Here is an 18,680-nt window from a genome sequence, read left to right as displayed (position 1 = left end):
TATTTTAATATTTCATCCATTTAAATAACTCTTTATAGGTTGGTTTTTTACCATACATAAGTATTCCTACTCTATATATTCTTCCTGCCAGCCATGTTATAAAGATAATACTTCCTATCAACAGTAACATCGAAATCAAAACTTCCCACCAATGAACTCCAAAAGGGATACGCATTAGCATTACTATAGGAGAAGTAAGTGGTATCATAGAAAACACTGTTGCTACAGTTCCATGAGGGTTTTCTATAACTGAGAAAAAACCTACATAGATTCCTAACATCAATGGCAAAATGATAGGCAACATAAATTGTTGTGAATCTGTTTCACTATCTACTGCAGCTCCAATAGCCGCATAAATAGAGCTGTATAAAAAGTACCCGCCTATAAAATAAATCAAAAATGATATTAGCAATGTTAATAGAGGAAGTTTTTTTAGTTCAAATAAAATTTCTGTCGCATTTGCTACTATTCCTCCTTGTTTTTTTTCTAATAATTTTAATGCTTCTTGCATATTATCAGGATCTAAATCTAAATCAATAAAAAGACCTGCTATGAACATTAGAACCCCTCCTAAAATTACCCAGATAGTAAACTGAAGAATTCCTGCAAAGGATGTTCCCAGAATTTTTCCCATCATCAATTGTAAAGGCTTGACTGAAGAGATAATAATTTCTATAATACGATTTGATTTTTCTTCTATTACAGATCGCATTACCATATTACCATATATAATAATAAACATCATTAAAAAATACCCCGCAGCACCGCCAAAGATCATTTTGATATAACTAGACATTTTTGATGTTTTCTCTCCTGAAAAGTTTTCCAGTCGGATTTCTACTTTTGCTTTAGAGTTCTCTATTGCTTCAATATCCAACCCTTTCTCTATAAAGTTCTGATTGGTTAATTTTGTAGTTATAATCTCTTCTATTGTATTGAGAATAGATATACTTGGTGCTTCATCAGAATAAAACTGTATAGATGAATTTTGTTGATTACTCATACTGCTTTTAGGTATATATAGCAATCCGTCTAGTTTTTTTAGCACTACAGAATCTTTTGCATCGTTGAGACTAAGATGACTGTAATCAAGATAATCAATAGCATCCGAGTCTTTAAAGTCTTTTTTAAACAATCCCGTTTCATCAAAAAATACGACTTTGCGAACCTCATCATTATTAAGCGTTGCCAACCAAGCGATTAAAGAAACCATAGCTACCATGATCAAAGGACTAAGAAAGGTCATAACCACAAACGTTTTGTTGCGAACACGCGCTATGAATTCTCTTTTGATTATTAATTTAAGGTTACTCATTATCTGTAATAGTTTTTATAAATATCTCGTTAACTCCTGGGATTACTTCATTAAATCTCATGATCTGACCTTTATTTGACAGATATTGCAATAATTCATTTGAAGATAGATTATCATCCAATGTTATCTTCATCTTAAGTTGATCATCTATTGTTTTAAAATCTGCAGGTATTACCTTAAATTTATCTTGCAATTCAGCATATACTTGTATCGAATTATCCGCTAATAACCCAACCTCAAAAGTATTGGTCTTATATGCTTTCTTAATATCTGTTACTTTTCCTTCTAGTATTTTCTTTGATTTATGGATCAGAGCAATATGATCACACAACTCCTCTACACTTTCCATACGGTGTGTAGAAAATATAACGGTTGCTCCTTCTTCTCGCAATTGCAATATTTCATCCTTGATTACATTTGCGTTGATAGGGTCAAAACCACTAAATGGTTCATCAAATATCAGTAGTTTTGGTCTATGAAGAACGGTAACAATAAATTGTACTTTTTGAGCCATCCCCTTAGAGAGTTCTTGTATTTTTTTGTCCCACCAGTGTGTAATATCAAATTTATCAAACCAATATTTTAGGCGTTCTTTGGCTTCTCTTTTACTCAACCCTTTGAGCTGTGCGAGATATAATGCTTGCTCTCCTACCTTCATAGATTTATACAAACCTCTCTCTTCTGGCAGGTAGCCTATATCTTTGACATGATGTAGTTGTAGTGGTTCATTATCCAGAAGTACACTTCCTTCATCAGGCAATGTTATTTGGTTAATGATTCTGATTAATGTCGTTTTACCTGCTCCGTTAGGACCTAGTAATCCAAAAATGCTTCCTTTTGGTACTTGTATTGACACATTGTTTAATGCTGTAAAGGTTCCAAATCGCTTTGTAGCTTGTTGCACCTCTAAAAGATTAGCCATAGATAATAAAAATGTAAGTTGTAGTTTATATAAGACTCGAATGATACGAAAAGTTAAATACTTATACTAATTATGACATAAATTAATGAGATAAAATAACACACAGTTAATGGTTTCTTATTGCCCTAATACTTTTAAATTAGTATTTTTCATAGAAAACAAAACCCACCCTGAATACAAGTATTAAGGATGGGAAAAAAATTGCTATGAAAAAGAAAAATTATCACTAAATGCGCTAGTGATGTCTCAAATATACAAATTTTTCTTAATCAAACGTTAATAGATTTAAATGATTCTTAAAGGATCTTTTTGATTGTATTCTTTAAGAAAACATATCTTTTACTTTTTCAAAAAATGATTTTTCACCACTATCAGGAGTTGGTATAAAGTGATCATCTTTTGCCATTTTTTCAAAAAACTCACGTTGCTCTTTGCTCAATGTCTTTGGTGTCCAAACATTTACGTGCACCAAAAGATCTCCTTTACCATATCCATTAATACTAGGAATCCCTTTTCCTCTCAATCTCAATATCTTACCACTTTGCACTCCATCTTCAATCTTAATACGCACTTTACCTGATACCGTATCAATCTCTCTTGATGATCCCAAAACAGCTTCAGAGAAGCTTATATATAAATCATAATGTAAATTATTACCTTCTCTTTGCAATTCAGCATGCTCCTGCTCTTCTATTGCTACCAAAAGATCTCCTGCGATACCATTACCAGACGCTTCATTACCTTTTCCTGATACTTTGAGTTGCATTCCATCTTCTACTCCTGCAGGAATTTTGATGTTTACTGTTTCTTCAACCATTTTCAACCCTTGTGCATCTGCATCTGATGGTCTGTTGTCTATAGTTTGCCCCGCTCCATTACATGCTGGGCAAGGTGAAGATGTTTGCATTCTCCCTAAGATCGTATTTGTAATTCTGGTAACTTGTCCAGCTCCATTACAGGTAGTACAGGTTTTATAAGTAGTTCCTGGTGCCTGAATTTTACGTTTTACTTTGATCTTTTTCTCAACACCATTCGCAATTTCTTCTAGCGTAAGCTTTACTCTTATACGAAGATTACTTCCTTTGGACCTACGTTGTCCGCCGCCGCCAAAACCACCAAAGCCGCCACCAAAACCACTACCAAAAATATCACCAAACTGGCTGAATATGTCATCCATATCCATACCTCCGCCTCCACCGCCAAAGCCGCCACCTTCAAAAGCTTGATGACCATATTGATCATAACGTGCTTTTTTATCAGGATCACTTAAAATCTCATAAGCTTCAGCTGCTTTTTTAAACTTTTCTTCAGCAGTTTTATCATCTGGATTTTTATCAGGATGATATTCTATTGCTTTTTTCCGATAAGCTTTCTTTATCTCTGCCGCGGTAGCACTTTTGTTTATCCCTAATATGTCGTAAAAATCTTCTTTCATAATTTTTTATTGACCAGTCACCACTTTAGGGAAACGTATTACTTTTTCTCCTAGTGTATATCCTTTTTCTATTACGTCTACAATTTTACCTTTTAGATCATCGCTTGGTGCTGGAATCTGGGTAATTGCTTCATGATTATCTGCATTAAAAACATCTCCTGCTGATACTTCTACTTCAGTAAGTCCTTTACTTTTCAATGCTTCTTTTAATTTATTATGAATCAATCCTACTCCTTCTACTAAGGATGTATCTTCTGATTTCTCTATTTCTTTTAGAGCTCTATCAAAATCATCTAACACTGGCAACATAGATTGTATAACATCCTGACTTGCTGTCTTGAATAGCTCTACTCTCTCCTTAGAAGTTCGTTTTTTATAGTTTTCAAACTCTGCAAAAAGTCTTAAAAACTTATCTTTTTCTTTTCCTAATTCTTCTTTGAGTTGTGCTTCTGTATCTATTACCTCTTCTGTTTCTGTCTCTTCAACAGTAGTATCAAGTACCTCTTCTACTTGATCTTTTACATCTTCAGCTTTTTTATTTTTCTTACTCATGTAACTCGTACCTTTTTATACGTTTTTGTTTTGAATCTGCAAAAGTACTGCCATTTTTGAATTAATGTCATAATGTCACAGGATTTTTTAGTATATATTTAAGAGTATTATTTTTTATAAAAAATACTTTTGAACTAATTTTTTAAATTAAAAAACGAATACTTATGAAAATTAGATTTATCAGCGCACTTGCTATTGCCGCTTTGGCAATATCTGCTTTCTCTTGCAAAGGGGAGAAAAAAAACGAAACAGAAGCTACCTCTGCAGAAGAGGTTAAAGAAGCTCCTGTAGAAGCTGTTACTTACACTGTAGACGTTGCATCAAGCTCTATAGACTGGGTTGGGTTTAAACCTACAGAAAAACATACTGGTACAATAAAACTAGCTAGTGGAACACTTACAGCAAAAGAAGGCGTATTAGAGAGTGGTTCTTTTGTTATTGATATGACATCTATAAATGTTACTGATCTTGAAGGTGATGACAAAGCTGGATTAGAAGGCCATCTTAAGGGTGAAGGTGAAGGAAAAGAAGATCACTTCTTTAATGTTGCCAAATATCCTAAAGCTACTTTTGAGATTACAGGAATTACAGAAAAAGAAGGAAAAACATATCTTGAAGGTAATTTTACATTAAAGGATATCAAGAAAAATATTTCATTCCCTGTTACAACATCTGTTGAAGCTGATGCAATTACCTTAACTACAGAGGCATTTACTATTAATCGTACAGATTGGGGTGTAAATTATGGTTCTAAATCTGTTTTTGAGAACTTAGGTGATAAGTTTATAAAGGATGATATCGAATTAAAGGTAAGCCTAAAAGCAACTCCTAACTCTTAAGCATAGAGGTTTTAGACTAGAAAATTAAGATATAAAAAGAGCTTGAATTTTATACAAAATTCAAGCTCTTTTTATATTTAGTAATCAAGAAAACAGAGACAATAACATCATCATTCTTCCACAAGAACTTCTATTGCCTGAGTTATGTTGCCAAATTCAAAATGAAAACCTGAATTCATAATCTTATCACTACAAACTCGCTGACTAGAGAACAACAAAATATACATTTCTCCTAGTATTAATTTCATTACAAATCTGGGAACAGATGGTAATACTATCTTTTTATTATATTTTCTTGCGATTGTACGTGTCAATTTTTTATTAGAAATAGGATTGGGAGATACTGCATTATAAACTCCTATTAATCTCTCTTTTGCTATAAAAATAAACATACATGCCAAATCTTTTACATGTATCCAGCTCTGCCATTGTTTACCATCGCCAAAAAAAGAGCCCACGCCCAACTGTATAGGCTTTGCCATTTTTGGGAATGCCCCTCCTTTCTCTGATAAGACTAATCCTATACGAAGTATACTTACATCAATCCCAACTACCTTAAATTGCAGAATAGCATTTTCCCATTGCGCAACTACCTCTCCTAAAAACCCTGTATCTTTTTTATCACTATCTTCCATATAATAATTCTGAAAAGAATCAGGGTAAATTCCGATGGCACTTGCTGAGATAATATGGCGAACATTGTGTTCTATATTTTGTAAGGTCTTTAAAATAAGAGAAGCTGTAAGAGTTCTACTTTCTATGATTTCTTTTTTATAAGAAGACGTCCATCGTTTTGCTACTGTTGCACCAGCAAGATTTATAATTACTTCTACACCTTGAAAACAATTAGTATCAATTTCTCCTTCTTTGGGATTCCAGTAAAAGCCTCTATAATTAGATAATGATTGTAATTTCTGCTTACTTGTACTGAGATAGTTAACCTCAAAATTTGACTGATGGCAAAGACTTACTATTTCTTGACCTATCAAACCAGTAGCTCCTGTAATTAAAACTTTCATCGTATCAATATTTGGCCACAAAATAATGTCACCTTATTACAAAACCTATTTCTTTATTATAGTTTAACAATCGTTTACTCATTAAAGAAGATTTTAATACTTCAGAATTAAAGGTTCTTTTCAAACGAATACTTCTTAGGTTTATCCGCAAAGTAGTTTATTTCTCTTATTCTTTTTTGGTTGCTCTAAGCATTTCTCGTTTCCCTGGTGGTCCTGGTAGTCTTTCTACTACAAAACCAACCTCTTGCATAGCACGTCTCACACTCCCTTTGGCTGAATAAGTAACCAGAACTCCATTTGATCTAAGAGCAGTGTACATTTTTTTAAAAATATCTACTGTCCATAATTCGGGTTGAACCCTTGCACCAAAGGCATCAAAATAGATAAGATTAAAACAATCATTATCGTTAATCTCAGCAAATAATTGCTTACGCTTGGTAAGAGTAAAAGTAGATGACACTGCCTCTTTTTGCTCCCATTTTGAGATATGCATGGTATCAAATATGCCTTCTTTTTCTTTTACAGAAAGTATTTCTGGGTACTTCATAAGTAAAGCCTCATCATATTTCACAGGATATGCTTCTACCCCTACATAATCAATCATTTGATTGATTATCTCTGCTTCTAGAAAAGTTATAAATGCATTAAGTCCCGTACCAAATCCAATTTCAAGAATTTTTAACGGATCATATGTATCTTTACCTAAAACATGATGCAACCCTGTCTCTATAAAAACATGCTTAGCTTCATTAATCGCTCCGTGCTTAGAATGATACTGCTCATTTAGTTCAGGCAAATGAATAGTTTTTGAACCATCTGCTGTAGTAACAATTTCTCTTTGTATCTTTCTTTCCATTATTCTTTTATCAAAACTCCTTCTGCCACAAAAGAATATGTTCGTTTTGGCTTAGTAATATTAGCTATTTCCTCTTCTGTTTTACCTGCATCACTCGCAAAGTGCTTTTGATCTTCTACAGACATTTCACTTACAAATGCCTTCCCTTGAACAATAACGGTATCACTTTCTATATCTTTAGGTACAAAAAATCCATAGTCTCGAAATTTCACCATCGTCTCCTGATCATTACCCAAGGCAACCCTCATCCAACATCCTTTTACTTTACAAACACTATTCACTGTGCCTGTAAAAGAAATATCTATAGAATCTCCTTCTTTTAAATCATCATAGGTATCCGTTATAGCATTGGTATTGTATATTTTATCTGAAGCTATTTTTTCTCCAAAACTCTTATAATTTTCTATAGAAATATCTGAGGTAGAGAATGCATCTTTTTTTAGTACTGAATTGCAACTAATCAGTACTAAAATAGCAATAAGGAATAGTATATTATTTTTCATATTTTTTCAATATCTGAATGTTTTGTAAAATTAAACATTTTTAGAATTCTTATTTTAATAGAAAAAAGTATTTTTGTAGGGAATCTCATGTGGTGTTAGTATTACCATGATTTTCAGACAAAAAATATAGACGCTAAATTTACAATTGTATTGATACTTTATTTTTTCAATAATTAAAGTATTCAAACAGAATAAAAACATACGAAAAGTAAGAATCTAATCAATATTTAGAATTCTTGAGTTTTTAAATAAATCTAGCATCAAATAATCAAAAGTTCTAAACGTATGAAAAACACAATTCCTCAAACCTTAAAAATCACTAAGGCAAGCGAGTCTAAAATAGGGCAGGTAGATTTTGAAAATCTTGATTTCGGAAAGATATTCACTGATCATATGTTTGTCTGTGACTATGCGAATGGAAAATGGCAAACGCCAGAAATTATTCCTTACGGACCACTAACAATGGATCCTTCTGCACGTGTTTTTCATTATGGACAGGCTGTTTTTGAAGGTATGAAAGCTTATAAGGATGACCAAGGAGATACTTTCTTATTCAGGCCTGATGAAAACTTCAAACGTATTAACAAATCAGCCGAGCGTTTAGCTATTCCTGAATTTCCTGAAGATTATTTCTTTGAGGGGCTACACACCTTATTAAAACTTGATAATGACTGGATAAAATCTGGTTTTGGTAATTCTTTATATATACGTCCATTTGTTATTGCAACACAAGCTAGTGTCTCTGCTTCTGAAGCTGATGAGTATAAATTTATGATCATATGTTCACCTGCACAATCTTATTACAGTGGTGATGTAAGTGTTTTAGTAGCCGAAAAATTTAGCCGTTCTGCTAGTGGTGGATTTGGATATGCCAAAGCTGCTGGTAACTATGCAGGGCAATTTTACCCAACAAATCTTGCCAAAAAAGAAGGTTACCAACAGATTATATGGACAGATTCTAATGCTCATGAATATATGGAAGAGGCTGGAACTATGAATGTATTCTTTAGGGTTAATGACACACTTCTTACCGCTCCTACAAGTGATCGTATACTTGATGGAATTACACGAAAAAGTTTGATCGATATTGCCAAAAAAGAAGGTATTAATATAGATGTAAGACCTGTAAAGGTGAGTGAAATTATAGCCGCATCCAAAAACGGAAGTTTAAAAGAGATTTTTGGAGCAGGAACTGCTGCAGTAATAAGTCCTATAAAATCTTTTGGCTATAAAGGAGCGCATTACGAATTAGAAAAACAAGAAAACTCTTATGCATCTCATTTCAAAAAAGCTTTGATGGATATACAATATAATAAAGCCGAAGATTCTTTTGGATGGAGACAGAAAGTATAATAATGCTAGATGCTAGATGTTAGAAAACTATAACATCATTTTTTAAATACACAAAACTCATGAATATATATTCGTGAGTTTTGTGTATTTATAAGTAATACGGTTTTTACCAGACTTACTTATCTAATATCTCTTTTATATTAGGTTTGAAATAATTAGGGCCTTTTAGCACCTTACCATCTTCACGATAAATTGGCTGACCATCTTCTCCTAATTTACTCATATTACTACGTTGAATTTCATTAAACACCTCTTCAATCTTATGTTGCATCCCGTGCTCTATAATTGTCCCGCATAATATATACAACATATCACCCAACGCATCTGCTACCTCAACAAGATCATTATTTTGGGCTGCTTCAAAATATTCTTCATTTTCTTCTTTCATCAAATTAAATCGAAGTGTATTCTTAGCTTCTCCCAAATCTGCAATGGGTTCATTTTTATACCCAATATTAAACGAAGTGTGAAATTCTTGTACTGCAGCAATTTTATCTTTCATCAGTATATTTTTATAGATTATCTTTGCCGTAAAAATAGCAAAATATGTTTAGTCAAGGTCAGTTAGTATTTGCAGGATTTTTTGTGGTAGCTTTTATTATCATAATGGTTTTTAGCTACAGAAAAGATCTAAAACTACATCGCAAATATTACAGGGGAAGCCTTTTTATTCTTGTAGGTTTTATTATCTTTATTTTATTGCTGTTTGCACTAAAAACGTATTTACACCCCTAATCATCTGTAAACCCCTATAGTACTTTTACCGTCTAAAGTGCTATTATATTACAAAATTACTGCATATACTATACAATACACTACAAATATACCGTGTATTGGGTATAGCTTGATGTTCTTTTTTTTGAGAGTTTTGAAGTAACTAAATAACTTTAAAATTTTGATATTATGAAACTAAATGAGCATTTATTTTTAGTAGTAGACTCTAATTATAACGATTACCAATCAATTCATGTTGGTATTCTTCAAAACTTTGTTATTGCATGTAAATTTAAATTTCATTCAGATACTACTTTTGAAATTACACATGGAAAAATTATCTTAGTCAATAAGGGAACAAAACGAGAAGAATATCATTTAGAAAATAGTATTGGCACACAACAACGTCGTAAACCTACAGCTCCTGGTAAAATAGAATTTGAAATTTTAACCAACCCTCTCAAAGATCCTAATACTGCATATTCTTCTCCTAAACAAAGTACTTGCATTAAAAAGAAGGGTAATGTTTTAAAGCCAGAAAATATCATAGATATCACTATTCCAAATACTTTTTACATTACCAGAAAAAATGGAAAAAAAGAAACCTTTTTCCTAGATTTAGGAAATCACATCTGTAAGTTTTATATTATATAACAATTATTATAAAGCATTTTTCTATAAATAATGTACAAATCACATTTGTTATTAATTATTTTTCTATCTATCGGAAAAAGTTTTTCTCAAAACAAGAATGTTTTGAGAAAAACTTTTTTACACATTAAAGATTATCAAATAGATGAGGCAGAAAAAATAATCACATCTGTTAACCAATCATCAGAAAAAGAACTTTTAATATGGAACATAGATCTCCTAAAGAAAGGAACTCCTTCTAATACAATTTATGGGTACAATAAAACTTCTACTCATATAGGTAACGTTTTAAGATTGATACAAATTGGTGATCAGTATTTATTACATGATAAAACAAAAGATTCCTTGGCTTATCAAAAATATCAAGAAGCTTTAGAACAATCAATATCTATTAAAGACTCTTCTTTAGTTTGTTTTTCTACCAGAAAGATCATCGAATTACTCTACAAAAACAGGAAGGTAAAAAATCTATTTTCAAAGTACTTTGAAATCTATCAAGAATACACCTCTAACAATAGTGACAAAGCCACTTTAGAATTCCTTAAAACAACCGTTAATGCCAGTTTATTACAAAAAGAACATATAGCAAATTACAAAGAGATAATCCCTATCGTTAAAAAAAGCAATAATCGTTATATAGAAGGAAAGATTTATCTCTTAATTGGTGTGAACTTTGCTCATTTTAAAAAGAAAAACGATAGTGCCTTGTACTATTACAAGAAATCGTTAAAGCTTTTCAAAAACATCCCTTATAACTATGCTAAAATAGAGATGTTTGGAATTAACACCAATATCGGTATTACATACACAAATAACAATGAACACAAAAAAGCTAATAAATATTTTCAAAAAGCATTAAAAATTAAACTTCCAAAAAATAATTTTTTAAAACAATCAAAACTCTCTTCTCTATTATCTATAAATTACAAAAATTTAAAAAAATACGATAGTGCTTTTTTTTACAACAATCAATTCATCAAATATTCAGATTCCCTGAACGAATATAAAAAAGCGATTACTCTTAATGAACTTGAAACCAAATATCAAACTGAAAAAAAAGAAAAACAAATTATACAACTTCTAAATACCAACCTTAAATCTGAGGCCAGCAGAATACGCAACAGAAATCTATTAATAGGCTCTCTTTTTGTTTTAATAGTTGCAACAATCATAGCACTACTTATACATAAAAACACCAAACGAAAACAACGTATTGCAGAACAAGAACGTGAACTTGAAATTCAAAAAACCGAAAAACTACTTAAAGAACAGGAACTCACTGCCATTGATGCAATGATCTCGGGACAAGAAAAAGAGCGTCAACGGCTTGCTAATGATCTTCATGATAATCTAGGAAGTACCCTTGCCACGGTAAAGCTTCACTTTCAACATTTACGAAACAATAAAGACAACCCTAAAATCAAGAATATAGAAGAACTATACTCTAAAACAGACAACCTACTAGAAGAAGCGTATCAAAAAGTAAGAACCATCGCCCATGAAAAGAATAGTGGTGTCATGGCACATCAAGGATTATTACCTGCAATCAAAAATCTGGCTAAAAAAGCATCTAATGGGAAACATTTACAAATCGAAGTACAAGGATATGGACTCGAAGAGCGACTGGATAACACTTTAGAAATTTCAATTTTTAGAATCATCCAAGAACTAATTACTAATATAATCAAACATGCCGACGCAACAGAAATTCAGATTTCTCTAACCAATCATGATTCTCTACTTAATATTATTGTAGAAGATAACGGTAAAGGATTTGATGCCAAAATATTACCAGAAAAAGACGGAATGGGGTTAGCAACCATAGAAAAACGCATAGAACATCTAGAAGGAACATTTGAAATTGATTCTACTATTAATAAAGGAACAAATATCATCATAAATATACCCATATGATAACCGTGGCTATCGCAGAAGATCACCAGTCTCTAATTGATGGGATTGAATTACTTCTTAAGTATGAAGAAGAAATTAGTATTGTTGGCGTAGCTAATGATGGTGAAGCATTACTCACTATCGCAAGACGAAAACAACCCAAGGTGATATTAATGGATATACGAATGCCTAAAATTGATGGCATTGCCGCTACCAGAATCATAAAAAAGGAATTGCCTCATACCAAAATTATCGGTTTTTCTATGTTTGATCAAGAGGATGCTGTGCGACAAATGATAGCTGCGGGAGCATCTGGATATTTACTAAAAAACTCTCCTCTAGAAGAAGTATTAACAGCTATCAAACAAGTTGTTGCAGGAGAAACTTATTTTGATGCTGCTATCAATCTCTCACTTTTTTCTAAAGATGCAAAACAACCCTCAAAAAAACAGTTATTATCCAAAAGTGAGCGAGAAATTCTAACTCTTATCGGTCGAGGAAAAACCTCTTCAGAAATTGCCGCAATACGTTTTAATTCTGTATCAACTATAGAGACTCATCGCAAAAATATCATTCGCAAACTTGGCTTAAAAGGTAAAGGTGAATTACTACGCTATGCCATCGAAAAAAAATACGATTTCTAGATCATTTCGCTCCTCAAAAAATGATAAATATACCCTGCTATGGGTATTTTTTTGCACTTGATTGTGAGGTAGATTTGAGATGTATCTAAATAACTACAATCATGAAAAAAGCACTAACCATTTGTTTTATATTAATTACCCAATTAGGAACATGTCAAGAAACACCTACTTCTGATCAAACCATTTCCAAAATTACAGAGCAAATTAGTAAACAAATAAGATCAGAATTTCGTCAAAAAAATAACGAAAGTATCATAGGTAAACATTATGAATTTACTGAAGAAACAAACGTATTTGAACACAAAATAAAGTTTGATTTAACCGAAAAAAAAACCTTATCAACACAAGATATAGAACTAAATAAAGGCTACATATTCAACAACAAACTACTTTTAGCAAAGGTTGGTTGGGTTTTTACTGTTGTAAAAAATCTTCCCAATAAGGTTATAATACAAATTATAAACAAGAAAGAATATATAGAAAAATTTTATTCGATTTCTAAAGAGAAATTAAAAAAAAATTCTCAAATATATAATGGTGATAAACCCAAAAGAAGCTTTGTATCTAGTGCCATAACAATTCCAATAAAAGTGAGATTTGGCGATAATAAAGAGCATGATGAAAAGAAAAAATATTTCGATTTTGAAGGGAATACAAATGTAGGCATTACCGCAGGCTTTAGAGATCGAATAAATAATAATGGTAAAAATTATATCAGTTATTTAGGAGGTTTGAGCATCGCATCTGCCAAAATAACTCCAGAAACAGCTGAAATAGATTCAGAAACTAATGCAAGTATCTTAACTCCCTTTCTAGGAATATTATATGAATATGATGATTTTCAAATCGGGACATTCGTTGGCTGGGATCATATTGGCGGTAAACTAGGGAAATCATGGGTCTATCAAGGTAATGCATGGATAGGGTTCGGCATTGGATACAATATATTTACATCAAAAGATAGTAATGGATCTTAATTTTATCATCAAACAAGAAGAGGATATCTGGTTTTTCAAATATCCTCTTCAATATATAAAATAAAATTTTCTTAGTTCACTTCAGGCAAAAAATTATAGTTTTTACTATATTCTAACATCTGCGTCACAAAACCTTTTGGTTGAGTTACATTGATCTTAGTAATTTCTCCTTTTTCATTGGTTTCTGGCACCAAAACAGGGTTCACAAAACCACTATAAGGAGCAGATGTAAATTGCTCGTTACGTTTCAATACCTCGGCATGTATTGCCTGATCAACTTTCACACCATAACCTTCTACCAAAGCTTCTGCCGCTTTGTAATCTCCTTCAGACTTAATACGTTGTGTTTCACGCAATAAACGCCCAAAAATCTCACGTAACTTGGTATAATCATTAATATTAAAATACGTTTTCCCTTCTCTGGTAACTTTCTCTATTACATTATCTTTCTTTCCTTGCTCAAAAGCCCAACCACTTACCCATTGGCGGTTACGCATATGCGCTTCTTCTACTTCATCTCCTAGGCTCAAACGAATTAATTGTGTCATCAATCCATTTCTGATATATCCATCATAGGCAGCTTTACCTGTTTTCTCCCAATCTTCTACCAGCTCAAGTTCTTGTAACTTTGGATCCATCAAGTAATATAGTCCAACTAAATCAGCACGACCTTCTTCCATGGTAGAAGCATAATTTTTTAACGTTTCTTTAGTTTCTCCTACTCCAGGGTTTAATTGTCCAGAGGCATGCCCTATTACTTCATGTAATGCTGTATGCAATTTATCTGCCAACTGACCATATTTTTCCTCTAACTCAAATTCTTCCTTATCATGTACAAACTCTTTTAGCCTTCCTGAACCTCCTGCATTGCTATACGCTTCTATTATGTTCCCTAAGGAAACAGATTTTGATCCTACAGCAGCTCTAATCCAATTGGCATTAGGCAAGTTAACTCCTATCGGAGTACTCGGTGAAGCATCTCCTGCCTCTCCTGCAACTGCTACTACTTTATAAGAAACTCCTACGACACTATCTTTTTTATGTGCATCCATCAATGGAGAATTATCTTCAAACCACTGTGCATTTTCTGATAATACAGACATCTTTTTTGACATATCAAAATCTTTGATTTGCACAACAGTTTCATAAGAACCTCTATATCCTAATGGGTCATTATACACCTCTATAAAACTATTGATGTAATCAATATTCCCCTCTGTAGCAGCTGTCCATGCAACATTATAATCATCCCAGGTTTGCAAATCTCCTGTTTTGTAATATTGGATCAATAAACCAAGTGCATCTCCTTGTGCCTTGTTTTCTGCTACCTCTTGTGCTTTTTCTAACCACTTGATGATTTCATCAATCGCAGCTCCATATAGTCCTCCAGATTTATATACTCTTTCTTTTAATTCTCCATTCTCTTTTACTAATTGAGAATTAAGCCCATAGGATAATGGTTTTGTTGCATCAGGAGATTTTTTCTTAGCATAAAAAGAAGTTACATCATCGTTTGTCACCTCTGGCCCATAAAAATTCACGGCAGACAGAGCTACATTATCTACTCCTTTTGCTTGGTTTACTTTTTTAGCATCTTTATCATTAAAAATCACTTCATACACATCTTTAGACACCTCAACTCCTGTAGCAGCAAGCAATGAACTAAAGTAGTCTTTACTGAATTCAGGTTTGATCTTACCATTACTATAATGATGGTGTATCCCATTAGAGAACCAAACACGTTTTAAATACGTTTCAAAAGTTTTCCATTCTGTCGCATTTTTATCTCCTTCATAAGAAGTATAAATTTTCTCTAATGCTTTACGGATAGTAAGATTATAACGGTAATTTTGATCCCACATAATATCTCGTCCACTTAATCCTGCTTGAGTAAGATAATATACTAGTTTTTGTTCTTTCAAAGTAAGGTTCTCCCAACCTGGTATTTGGTACCTCAAAACCTTGATATCTGCAAACTGCTCTACTACGTAGTCAAATTTTTGTACTGTTTTTTCTTGTTTTTGCTCTTGCTTTTCTTCAGTTTGATCAACTTGATCCTTTGCATTTGGATCTTTTTTACATCCAATCATCAAAGTTACGATGGCTGCAAAAAAAAATATTCTGTCGAGTCTCATTTATTCTATTTTATTGTTTTGGCAAATGTAACAAAATAAAGGATGTTAAAATTGATTATATTAGCTGACCAAACAATCTAATTTAACTAAACATGAAAATAGTAAAGTATTTATTTTTTCTATTATTATTAGTAATTATTGGTGGTGCTGTTTATGTATCCACAATTGATGGTGAGTTTCAAGTAGAGGAAAGTAGAGTAATCGATGCTCCTGATGAATTATTATTTAGCACGATAAACGAATATAAAACTTGGGATAAATGGGGGCCTTGGATGGATGAATCTGATGATTTTGTCATGGAATATCCTGATAAAACTAGTGGAGAAGGCGCTTATTACAATTGGAAAAGTGAAACACAACCTAATGGTAAAATGGAAACTAAGAAAGTTTCTCCGTTTTCCAGTATAGACCAACAACTCACAATGAACGTACCTGTAGTTGGTAATATTTATAGTGATGTATATTGGAAGTTTGAAAAAATAGAAGGTAAAAAAACCAAGGTTACATGGGGTACTAAAGGTTCGCAATCATTTATGCAAAAAATGTATGGTTTGACTCAAGATAGCACAATGGCTCAAATGATAAAACCTATGTATGCTCATGGGCTTAAAAATCTTGATGTTTTCGTAAATGAAAAAATGAAAAAATATTCAATCAATGTTGATGGGGTAACCGAACATGGTGGTGGTTTTTACATGTATAGTGCAACAGCCGCATCAATCGCTGTTATCCAAGAAAAAACAAAAGAAATGCTTCCTGCTGTTTCTATGTACATGAAAGAAAATAATCTTCCTCAAACAGGTATGCCTTTTACTCTATATAACGAGTATAACACAGACCATGGAACAGCAATTTTCTCTATAGCTATTCCTACAAGAGATAAAGTACTTACCCCAAAAGAAAGTTCTATCCTTTGTGATTTTTTACCTAGGCAAAAAATTGTAAAAACTACTTTAAAAGGAGATCACAATAACTTAAAAGAAGCTTGGAATACTGCTTATAAATATATTTCAGAAAACAACTTAGAGCTCAATACAACTTCTCCTACCTTTGAGGTTTATAGAGTTCAACCTTCTTTGCAACCAAATCCTGCAGAGTGGATTACCGAAATTTACATCCCTATACTATAAAAGAAGATTATAACAAACTAATGAAACAACTATTTTTGGTATTTATTGGCGGAGGTACAGGTAGTATACTACGCTATCTTATAAGTAAATACCTCAATAGCTCTACTACTGGTATCCCATACGGAACTTTTACTGCAAATGTTTTAGGTAGTCTTTTTATAGGAATCATCTTAGGCCTTGCCCTAAAAAACAATACTATATCTCAAAACACCGTTGCTCTTTTAGCTACTGGGTTTTGTGGTGGATTTACCACTTTTTCTACTTTTGCTTACGAAAACCACATGCTACTTAAATCAGGTGATTTCTTACATTTTTTAATCTATGCTCTTGGCTCTTTTATAATTGGGTTTTTATTTGTTTTCTTAGGAATGTTTATTGCCAAGTAAACTACTTCGGGATAAATTCACGAAGCATTCGTTTGAAACAAACCTTTAATTTTGAAGCAAAATTCAGGGCATTAAAACCTCACTTAGTGAGCAAAACCTTTGACTCGATACATTCTCATTAATCTTATTATTCTAACCAGTAAAAATACTGAGTTAGTCATTTATTTTTGGCATCACCCCCTTTGTACTTTATAAAAAAAATCTGATATACCACATTGATTTATAACTCTTCTAAAAATAGCTTTTTAAATATTCTTTAATTTCCAATCTATTGCTTTTTATAATTCACTCAATATTAAAAAAGCTAAAATATTAAATTCAAATTCCTAAAAAAACAACAAAATAAAAAATACCCTCTATTTTAATAGGGTAAAAAATATATTTATAATAAAAATAAACATATTAACCCTATAAAAAATAGGGTTAAAAATAATTTTACATAATTTAATATGCAATTAAAAATTAATACTCACATTAATTCTTTACATATTATGGAAATCAAACATATCACAAATTCATTTAAAAAAAACTCTCTTATTATTATTTTCTTTTTAAGTTATAATGCATTCACCCAACAAAAAGATACCATATCATCTTTTGAAAAAATAACATCAAGAATACATCTCTCTGGATCAATCGATGGGTATTATCGCTACAATTTTAATAACTCTAATACTAATTCTATAGCTCCAAAAACTTCTTTTGTTAATCAAAGTGGTTTTGCATTAGGTATGGCTAATGGGGTGTACGACAAATTTCCCTTTTTGTTAAAATTTAGTATTTTTATTAGAAACATATTTAATGGATATAAAGACTCAAGCCTCGTTAATCTTCGACAAACATTTTGAACAATGGTTATCTGATCCTTCTCGTATGGAGAATGGATATCAATACGAATCTACGTACGCTGCAATGATGTCAAATGTTGAGCAAGAAGTTTTACAATTATCTGTTGGTCGTGTTCCCAAGAGCAAGAACTTAAAAAAAAACTTCAAACCAGATTTGGAAAGATAGAATCCTGCAAGTCTCATGTTATTGCTCAATCTCCAGGTTTTATGGGTATTAGTAGTTTGGCTCAAGAAACCATGTGCTATATGGGTCAGTATTTGGTATTTAGTGAAGCAGAAGATGTGATCAATAATTTGACAGGTGCAGGGGTCAATGCCAAGCAAATAGAGCGTGTTTGCCACAAATATGGACAATGGATTGAAGATGCTGATAATGCGGTTATCAAAAATCTGGTTTATAAAGAATATGAATCAGGTAAAGCGGATGAACTTCATTATGTTAGTGTAGATGGGGCTATGTACCTAACAAGAGAGGAAAGTTGGAAAGAGAGTAAGCTAGGTAGACTAT

At 32.2% G+C, this 18,680-nt stretch carries 19 protein-coding genes; 10 read left to right on the top strand and 9 right to left on the bottom strand.

The features are described from left to right. Positions 1–4: 4 nt before the first annotated feature. From CVD18_RS11410 to CVD18_RS11395, 4 genes are all read right to left on the bottom strand, one after another. Positions 5–1,315, bottom strand: coding sequence for an ABC transporter permease (locus CVD18_RS11410; RefSeq protein ID WP_103865571.1), 1,311 nt, complete (start codon positions 1,313–1,315; stop codon positions 5–7). Next, on the bottom strand, positions 1,308–2,237 hold the full coding sequence (locus CVD18_RS11405; protein ID WP_103865570.1) for an ABC transporter ATP-binding protein: 930 nt from the start codon (positions 2,235–2,237) through the stop codon (positions 1,308–1,310). The genes CVD18_RS11410 and CVD18_RS11405 overlap by 8 nt, the downstream gene beginning before the upstream one ends. 322 nt (positions 2,238–2,559) lie before the next feature. Further along, positions 2,560–3,672, bottom strand: a complete 1,113-nt coding sequence (gene dnaJ / locus CVD18_RS11400) for a molecular chaperone DnaJ (protein ID WP_103865569.1) — start codon at positions 3,670–3,672, stop codon at positions 2,560–2,562. 6 nt (positions 3,673–3,678) lie between these two features. Continuing rightward, positions 3,679–4,224 carry a nucleotide exchange factor GrpE gene (locus tag CVD18_RS11395; RefSeq protein ID WP_103865568.1) on the bottom strand — a complete coding sequence of 182 codons (546 nt, stop codon included), beginning with the start codon at positions 4,222–4,224 and terminating at the stop codon, positions 3,679–3,681. A gap of 164 nt (positions 4,225–4,388) precedes the next feature. Between CVD18_RS11395 and CVD18_RS11390 the strand changes: the two genes are divergently transcribed. Then, positions 4,389–5,063, top strand: coding sequence for a YceI family protein (locus tag CVD18_RS11390; protein WP_103865567.1), 675 nt, complete (start codon positions 4,389–4,391; stop codon positions 5,061–5,063). Positions 5,064–5,173: 110 nt separating this feature from the next. On the opposite strand, the gene CVD18_RS11385 is transcribed toward CVD18_RS11390, so the two are convergent. From CVD18_RS11385 to CVD18_RS11375, 3 genes are all read right to left on the bottom strand, one after another. Beyond that, positions 5,174–6,082, bottom strand: a complete 909-nt coding sequence (locus CVD18_RS11385; RefSeq protein ID WP_103865566.1) for a TIGR01777 family oxidoreductase — start codon at positions 6,080–6,082, stop codon at positions 5,174–5,176. A 166-nt stretch (positions 6,083–6,248) separates the two neighbouring features. Then, positions 6,249–6,926, bottom strand: coding sequence for a tRNA (5-methylaminomethyl-2-thiouridine)(34)-methyltransferase MnmD (gene mnmD / locus CVD18_RS11380; RefSeq protein WP_103865594.1), 678 nt, complete (start codon positions 6,924–6,926; stop codon positions 6,249–6,251). Between the two features lie 11 nt (positions 6,927–6,937). Then, on the bottom strand, positions 6,938–7,441 hold the full coding sequence (locus tag CVD18_RS11375; RefSeq protein ID WP_103865565.1) for a DUF4920 domain-containing protein: 504 nt from the start codon (positions 7,439–7,441) through the stop codon (positions 6,938–6,940). Positions 7,442–7,726: 285 nt separating this feature from the next. Here CVD18_RS11375 and CVD18_RS11370 point away from each other — a divergent pair, with 285 nt between their 5' ends. Further along, positions 7,727–8,794: a branched-chain amino acid aminotransferase gene (locus tag CVD18_RS11370; RefSeq protein WP_103865564.1), complete on the top strand. Its 1,068-nt coding sequence runs from the start codon at positions 7,727–7,729 to the stop codon at positions 8,792–8,794. Between the two features lie 115 nt (positions 8,795–8,909). On the opposite strand, the gene CVD18_RS11365 is transcribed toward CVD18_RS11370, so the two are convergent. Next, positions 8,910–9,296 (bottom strand): nucleoside triphosphate pyrophosphohydrolase family protein, encoded by a 387-nt coding sequence (locus tag CVD18_RS11365; protein WP_103865563.1) that lies wholly within the window; start codon positions 9,294–9,296, stop codon positions 8,910–8,912. A 401-nt stretch (positions 9,297–9,697) separates the two neighbouring features. On the opposite strand from CVD18_RS11365, the gene CVD18_RS11355 reads away from it, so the two are divergent. The 4 genes from CVD18_RS11355 (at position 9,698) to CVD18_RS11340 (ending at position 13,673) form a co-directional block, all read left to right on the top strand. Next, positions 9,698–10,162, top strand: a complete 465-nt coding sequence (locus CVD18_RS11355; protein WP_103865561.1) for a hypothetical protein — start codon at positions 9,698–9,700, stop codon at positions 10,160–10,162. Between the two features lie 102 nt (positions 10,163–10,264). After that, positions 10,265–12,073 carry an ATP-binding protein gene (locus CVD18_RS11350; protein WP_158250441.1) on the top strand — a complete coding sequence of 603 codons (1,809 nt, stop codon included), beginning with the start codon at positions 10,265–10,267 and terminating at the stop codon, positions 12,071–12,073. Next, positions 12,070–12,696, top strand: coding sequence for a response regulator transcription factor (locus tag CVD18_RS11345; protein ID WP_103865559.1), 627 nt, complete (start codon positions 12,070–12,072; stop codon positions 12,694–12,696). Before CVD18_RS11350 ends, CVD18_RS11345 begins: the two co-directional genes overlap by 4 nt. Before the next feature lie 101 nt (positions 12,697–12,797). Further along, the gene (locus tag CVD18_RS11340) at positions 12,798–13,673 is read left to right on the top strand and encodes a hypothetical protein (RefSeq protein ID WP_103865558.1); all 876 of its coding nucleotides are present in this window, start codon (positions 12,798–12,800) and stop codon (positions 13,671–13,673) included. Positions 13,674–13,744: 71 nt separating this feature from the next. On the opposite strand, the gene CVD18_RS11335 is transcribed toward CVD18_RS11340, so the two are convergent. Continuing rightward, complete coding sequence (locus CVD18_RS11335; protein ID WP_233194533.1) at positions 13,745–15,808, bottom strand: dipeptidyl peptidase 3; 2,064 nt, start codon at positions 15,806–15,808, stop codon at positions 13,745–13,747. Between the two features lie 92 nt (positions 15,809–15,900). Between CVD18_RS11335 and CVD18_RS11330 the strand changes: the two genes are divergently transcribed. The 4 genes from CVD18_RS11330 to CVD18_RS11315 form a co-directional block, all read left to right on the top strand. After that, on the top strand, positions 15,901–16,938 hold the full coding sequence (locus CVD18_RS11330; protein WP_103865557.1) for a GyrI-like domain-containing protein: 1,038 nt from the start codon (positions 15,901–15,903) through the stop codon (positions 16,936–16,938). A 20-nt stretch (positions 16,939–16,958) separates the two neighbouring features. Continuing rightward, positions 16,959–17,324, top strand: a complete 366-nt coding sequence (gene crcB / locus CVD18_RS11325; RefSeq protein WP_103865592.1) for a fluoride efflux transporter CrcB — start codon at positions 16,959–16,961, stop codon at positions 17,322–17,324. Between the two features lie 801 nt (positions 17,325–18,125). Further along, positions 18,126–18,338 carry a hypothetical protein gene (locus CVD18_RS22355; protein ID WP_103864000.1) on the top strand — a complete coding sequence of 71 codons (213 nt, stop codon included), beginning with the start codon at positions 18,126–18,128 and terminating at the stop codon, positions 18,336–18,338. A gap of 41 nt (positions 18,339–18,379) precedes the next feature. Continuing rightward, the coding region (locus CVD18_RS11315) for a hypothetical protein (protein ID WP_199185036.1) at positions 18,380–18,680 on the top strand (301 nt) is incomplete at its 3' end.

The sequence above is a fragment of the Aquimarina sp. I32.4 genome (assembly GCF_002924285.1).
Classification (GTDB): domain Bacteria; phylum Bacteroidota; class Bacteroidia; order Flavobacteriales; family Flavobacteriaceae; genus Aquimarina.
This window is presented reverse-complemented; position numbering and strand designations above follow the sequence as displayed.

Bases quoted from the DNA above. Each gene is read 5' to 3' on its own strand.
- CVD18_RS11365 (WP_103865563.1), bottom strand. From the start codon at position 9,296: ATGAAAGATAAAATTGCTGCAGTACAAGAATTTCACACTTCGTTTAAT.
- CVD18_RS11410 (WP_103865571.1), bottom strand. From the start codon at position 1,315: ATGAGTAACCTTAAATTAATAATCAAAAGAGAATTCATAGCGCGTGTT.
- CVD18_RS11395 (WP_103865568.1), bottom strand. From the start codon at position 4,224: ATGAGTAAGAAAAATAAAAAAGCTGAAGATGTAAAAGATCAAGTAGAA.
- CVD18_RS11340 (WP_103865558.1), top strand. From the start codon at position 12,798: ATGAAAAAAGCACTAACCATTTGTTTTATATTAATTACCCAATTAGGA.
- CVD18_RS11390 (WP_103865567.1), top strand. From the start codon at position 4,389: ATGAAAATTAGATTTATCAGCGCACTTGCTATTGCCGCTTTGGCAATA.
- CVD18_RS11405 (WP_103865570.1), bottom strand. From the start codon at position 2,237: ATGGCTAATCTTTTAGAGGTGCAACAAGCTACAAAGCGATTTGGAACC.
- CVD18_RS11335 (WP_233194533.1), bottom strand. From the start codon at position 15,808: ATGAGACTCGACAGAATATTTTTTTTTGCAGCCATCGTAACTTTGATG.
- CVD18_RS11385 (WP_103865566.1), bottom strand. From the start codon at position 6,082: ATGAAAGTTTTAATTACAGGAGCTACTGGTTTGATAGGTCAAGAAATA.
- crcB (WP_103865592.1), top strand. From the start codon at position 16,959: ATGAAACAACTATTTTTGGTATTTATTGGCGGAGGTACAGGTAGTATA.
- CVD18_RS11330 (WP_103865557.1), top strand. From the start codon at position 15,901: ATGAAAATAGTAAAGTATTTATTTTTTCTATTATTATTAGTAATTATT.
- CVD18_RS22355 (WP_103864000.1), top strand. From the start codon at position 18,126: ATGGATATAAAGACTCAAGCCTCGTTAATCTTCGACAAACATTTTGAA.
- CVD18_RS11370 (WP_103865564.1), top strand. From the start codon at position 7,727: ATGAAAAACACAATTCCTCAAACCTTAAAAATCACTAAGGCAAGCGAG.
- CVD18_RS11355 (WP_103865561.1), top strand. From the start codon at position 9,698: ATGAAACTAAATGAGCATTTATTTTTAGTAGTAGACTCTAATTATAAC.
- CVD18_RS11345 (WP_103865559.1), top strand. From the start codon at position 12,070: ATGATAACCGTGGCTATCGCAGAAGATCACCAGTCTCTAATTGATGGG.
- CVD18_RS11375 (WP_103865565.1), bottom strand. From the start codon at position 7,441: ATGAAAAATAATATACTATTCCTTATTGCTATTTTAGTACTGATTAGT.
- dnaJ (WP_103865569.1), bottom strand. From the start codon at position 3,672: ATGAAAGAAGATTTTTACGACATATTAGGGATAAACAAAAGTGCTACC.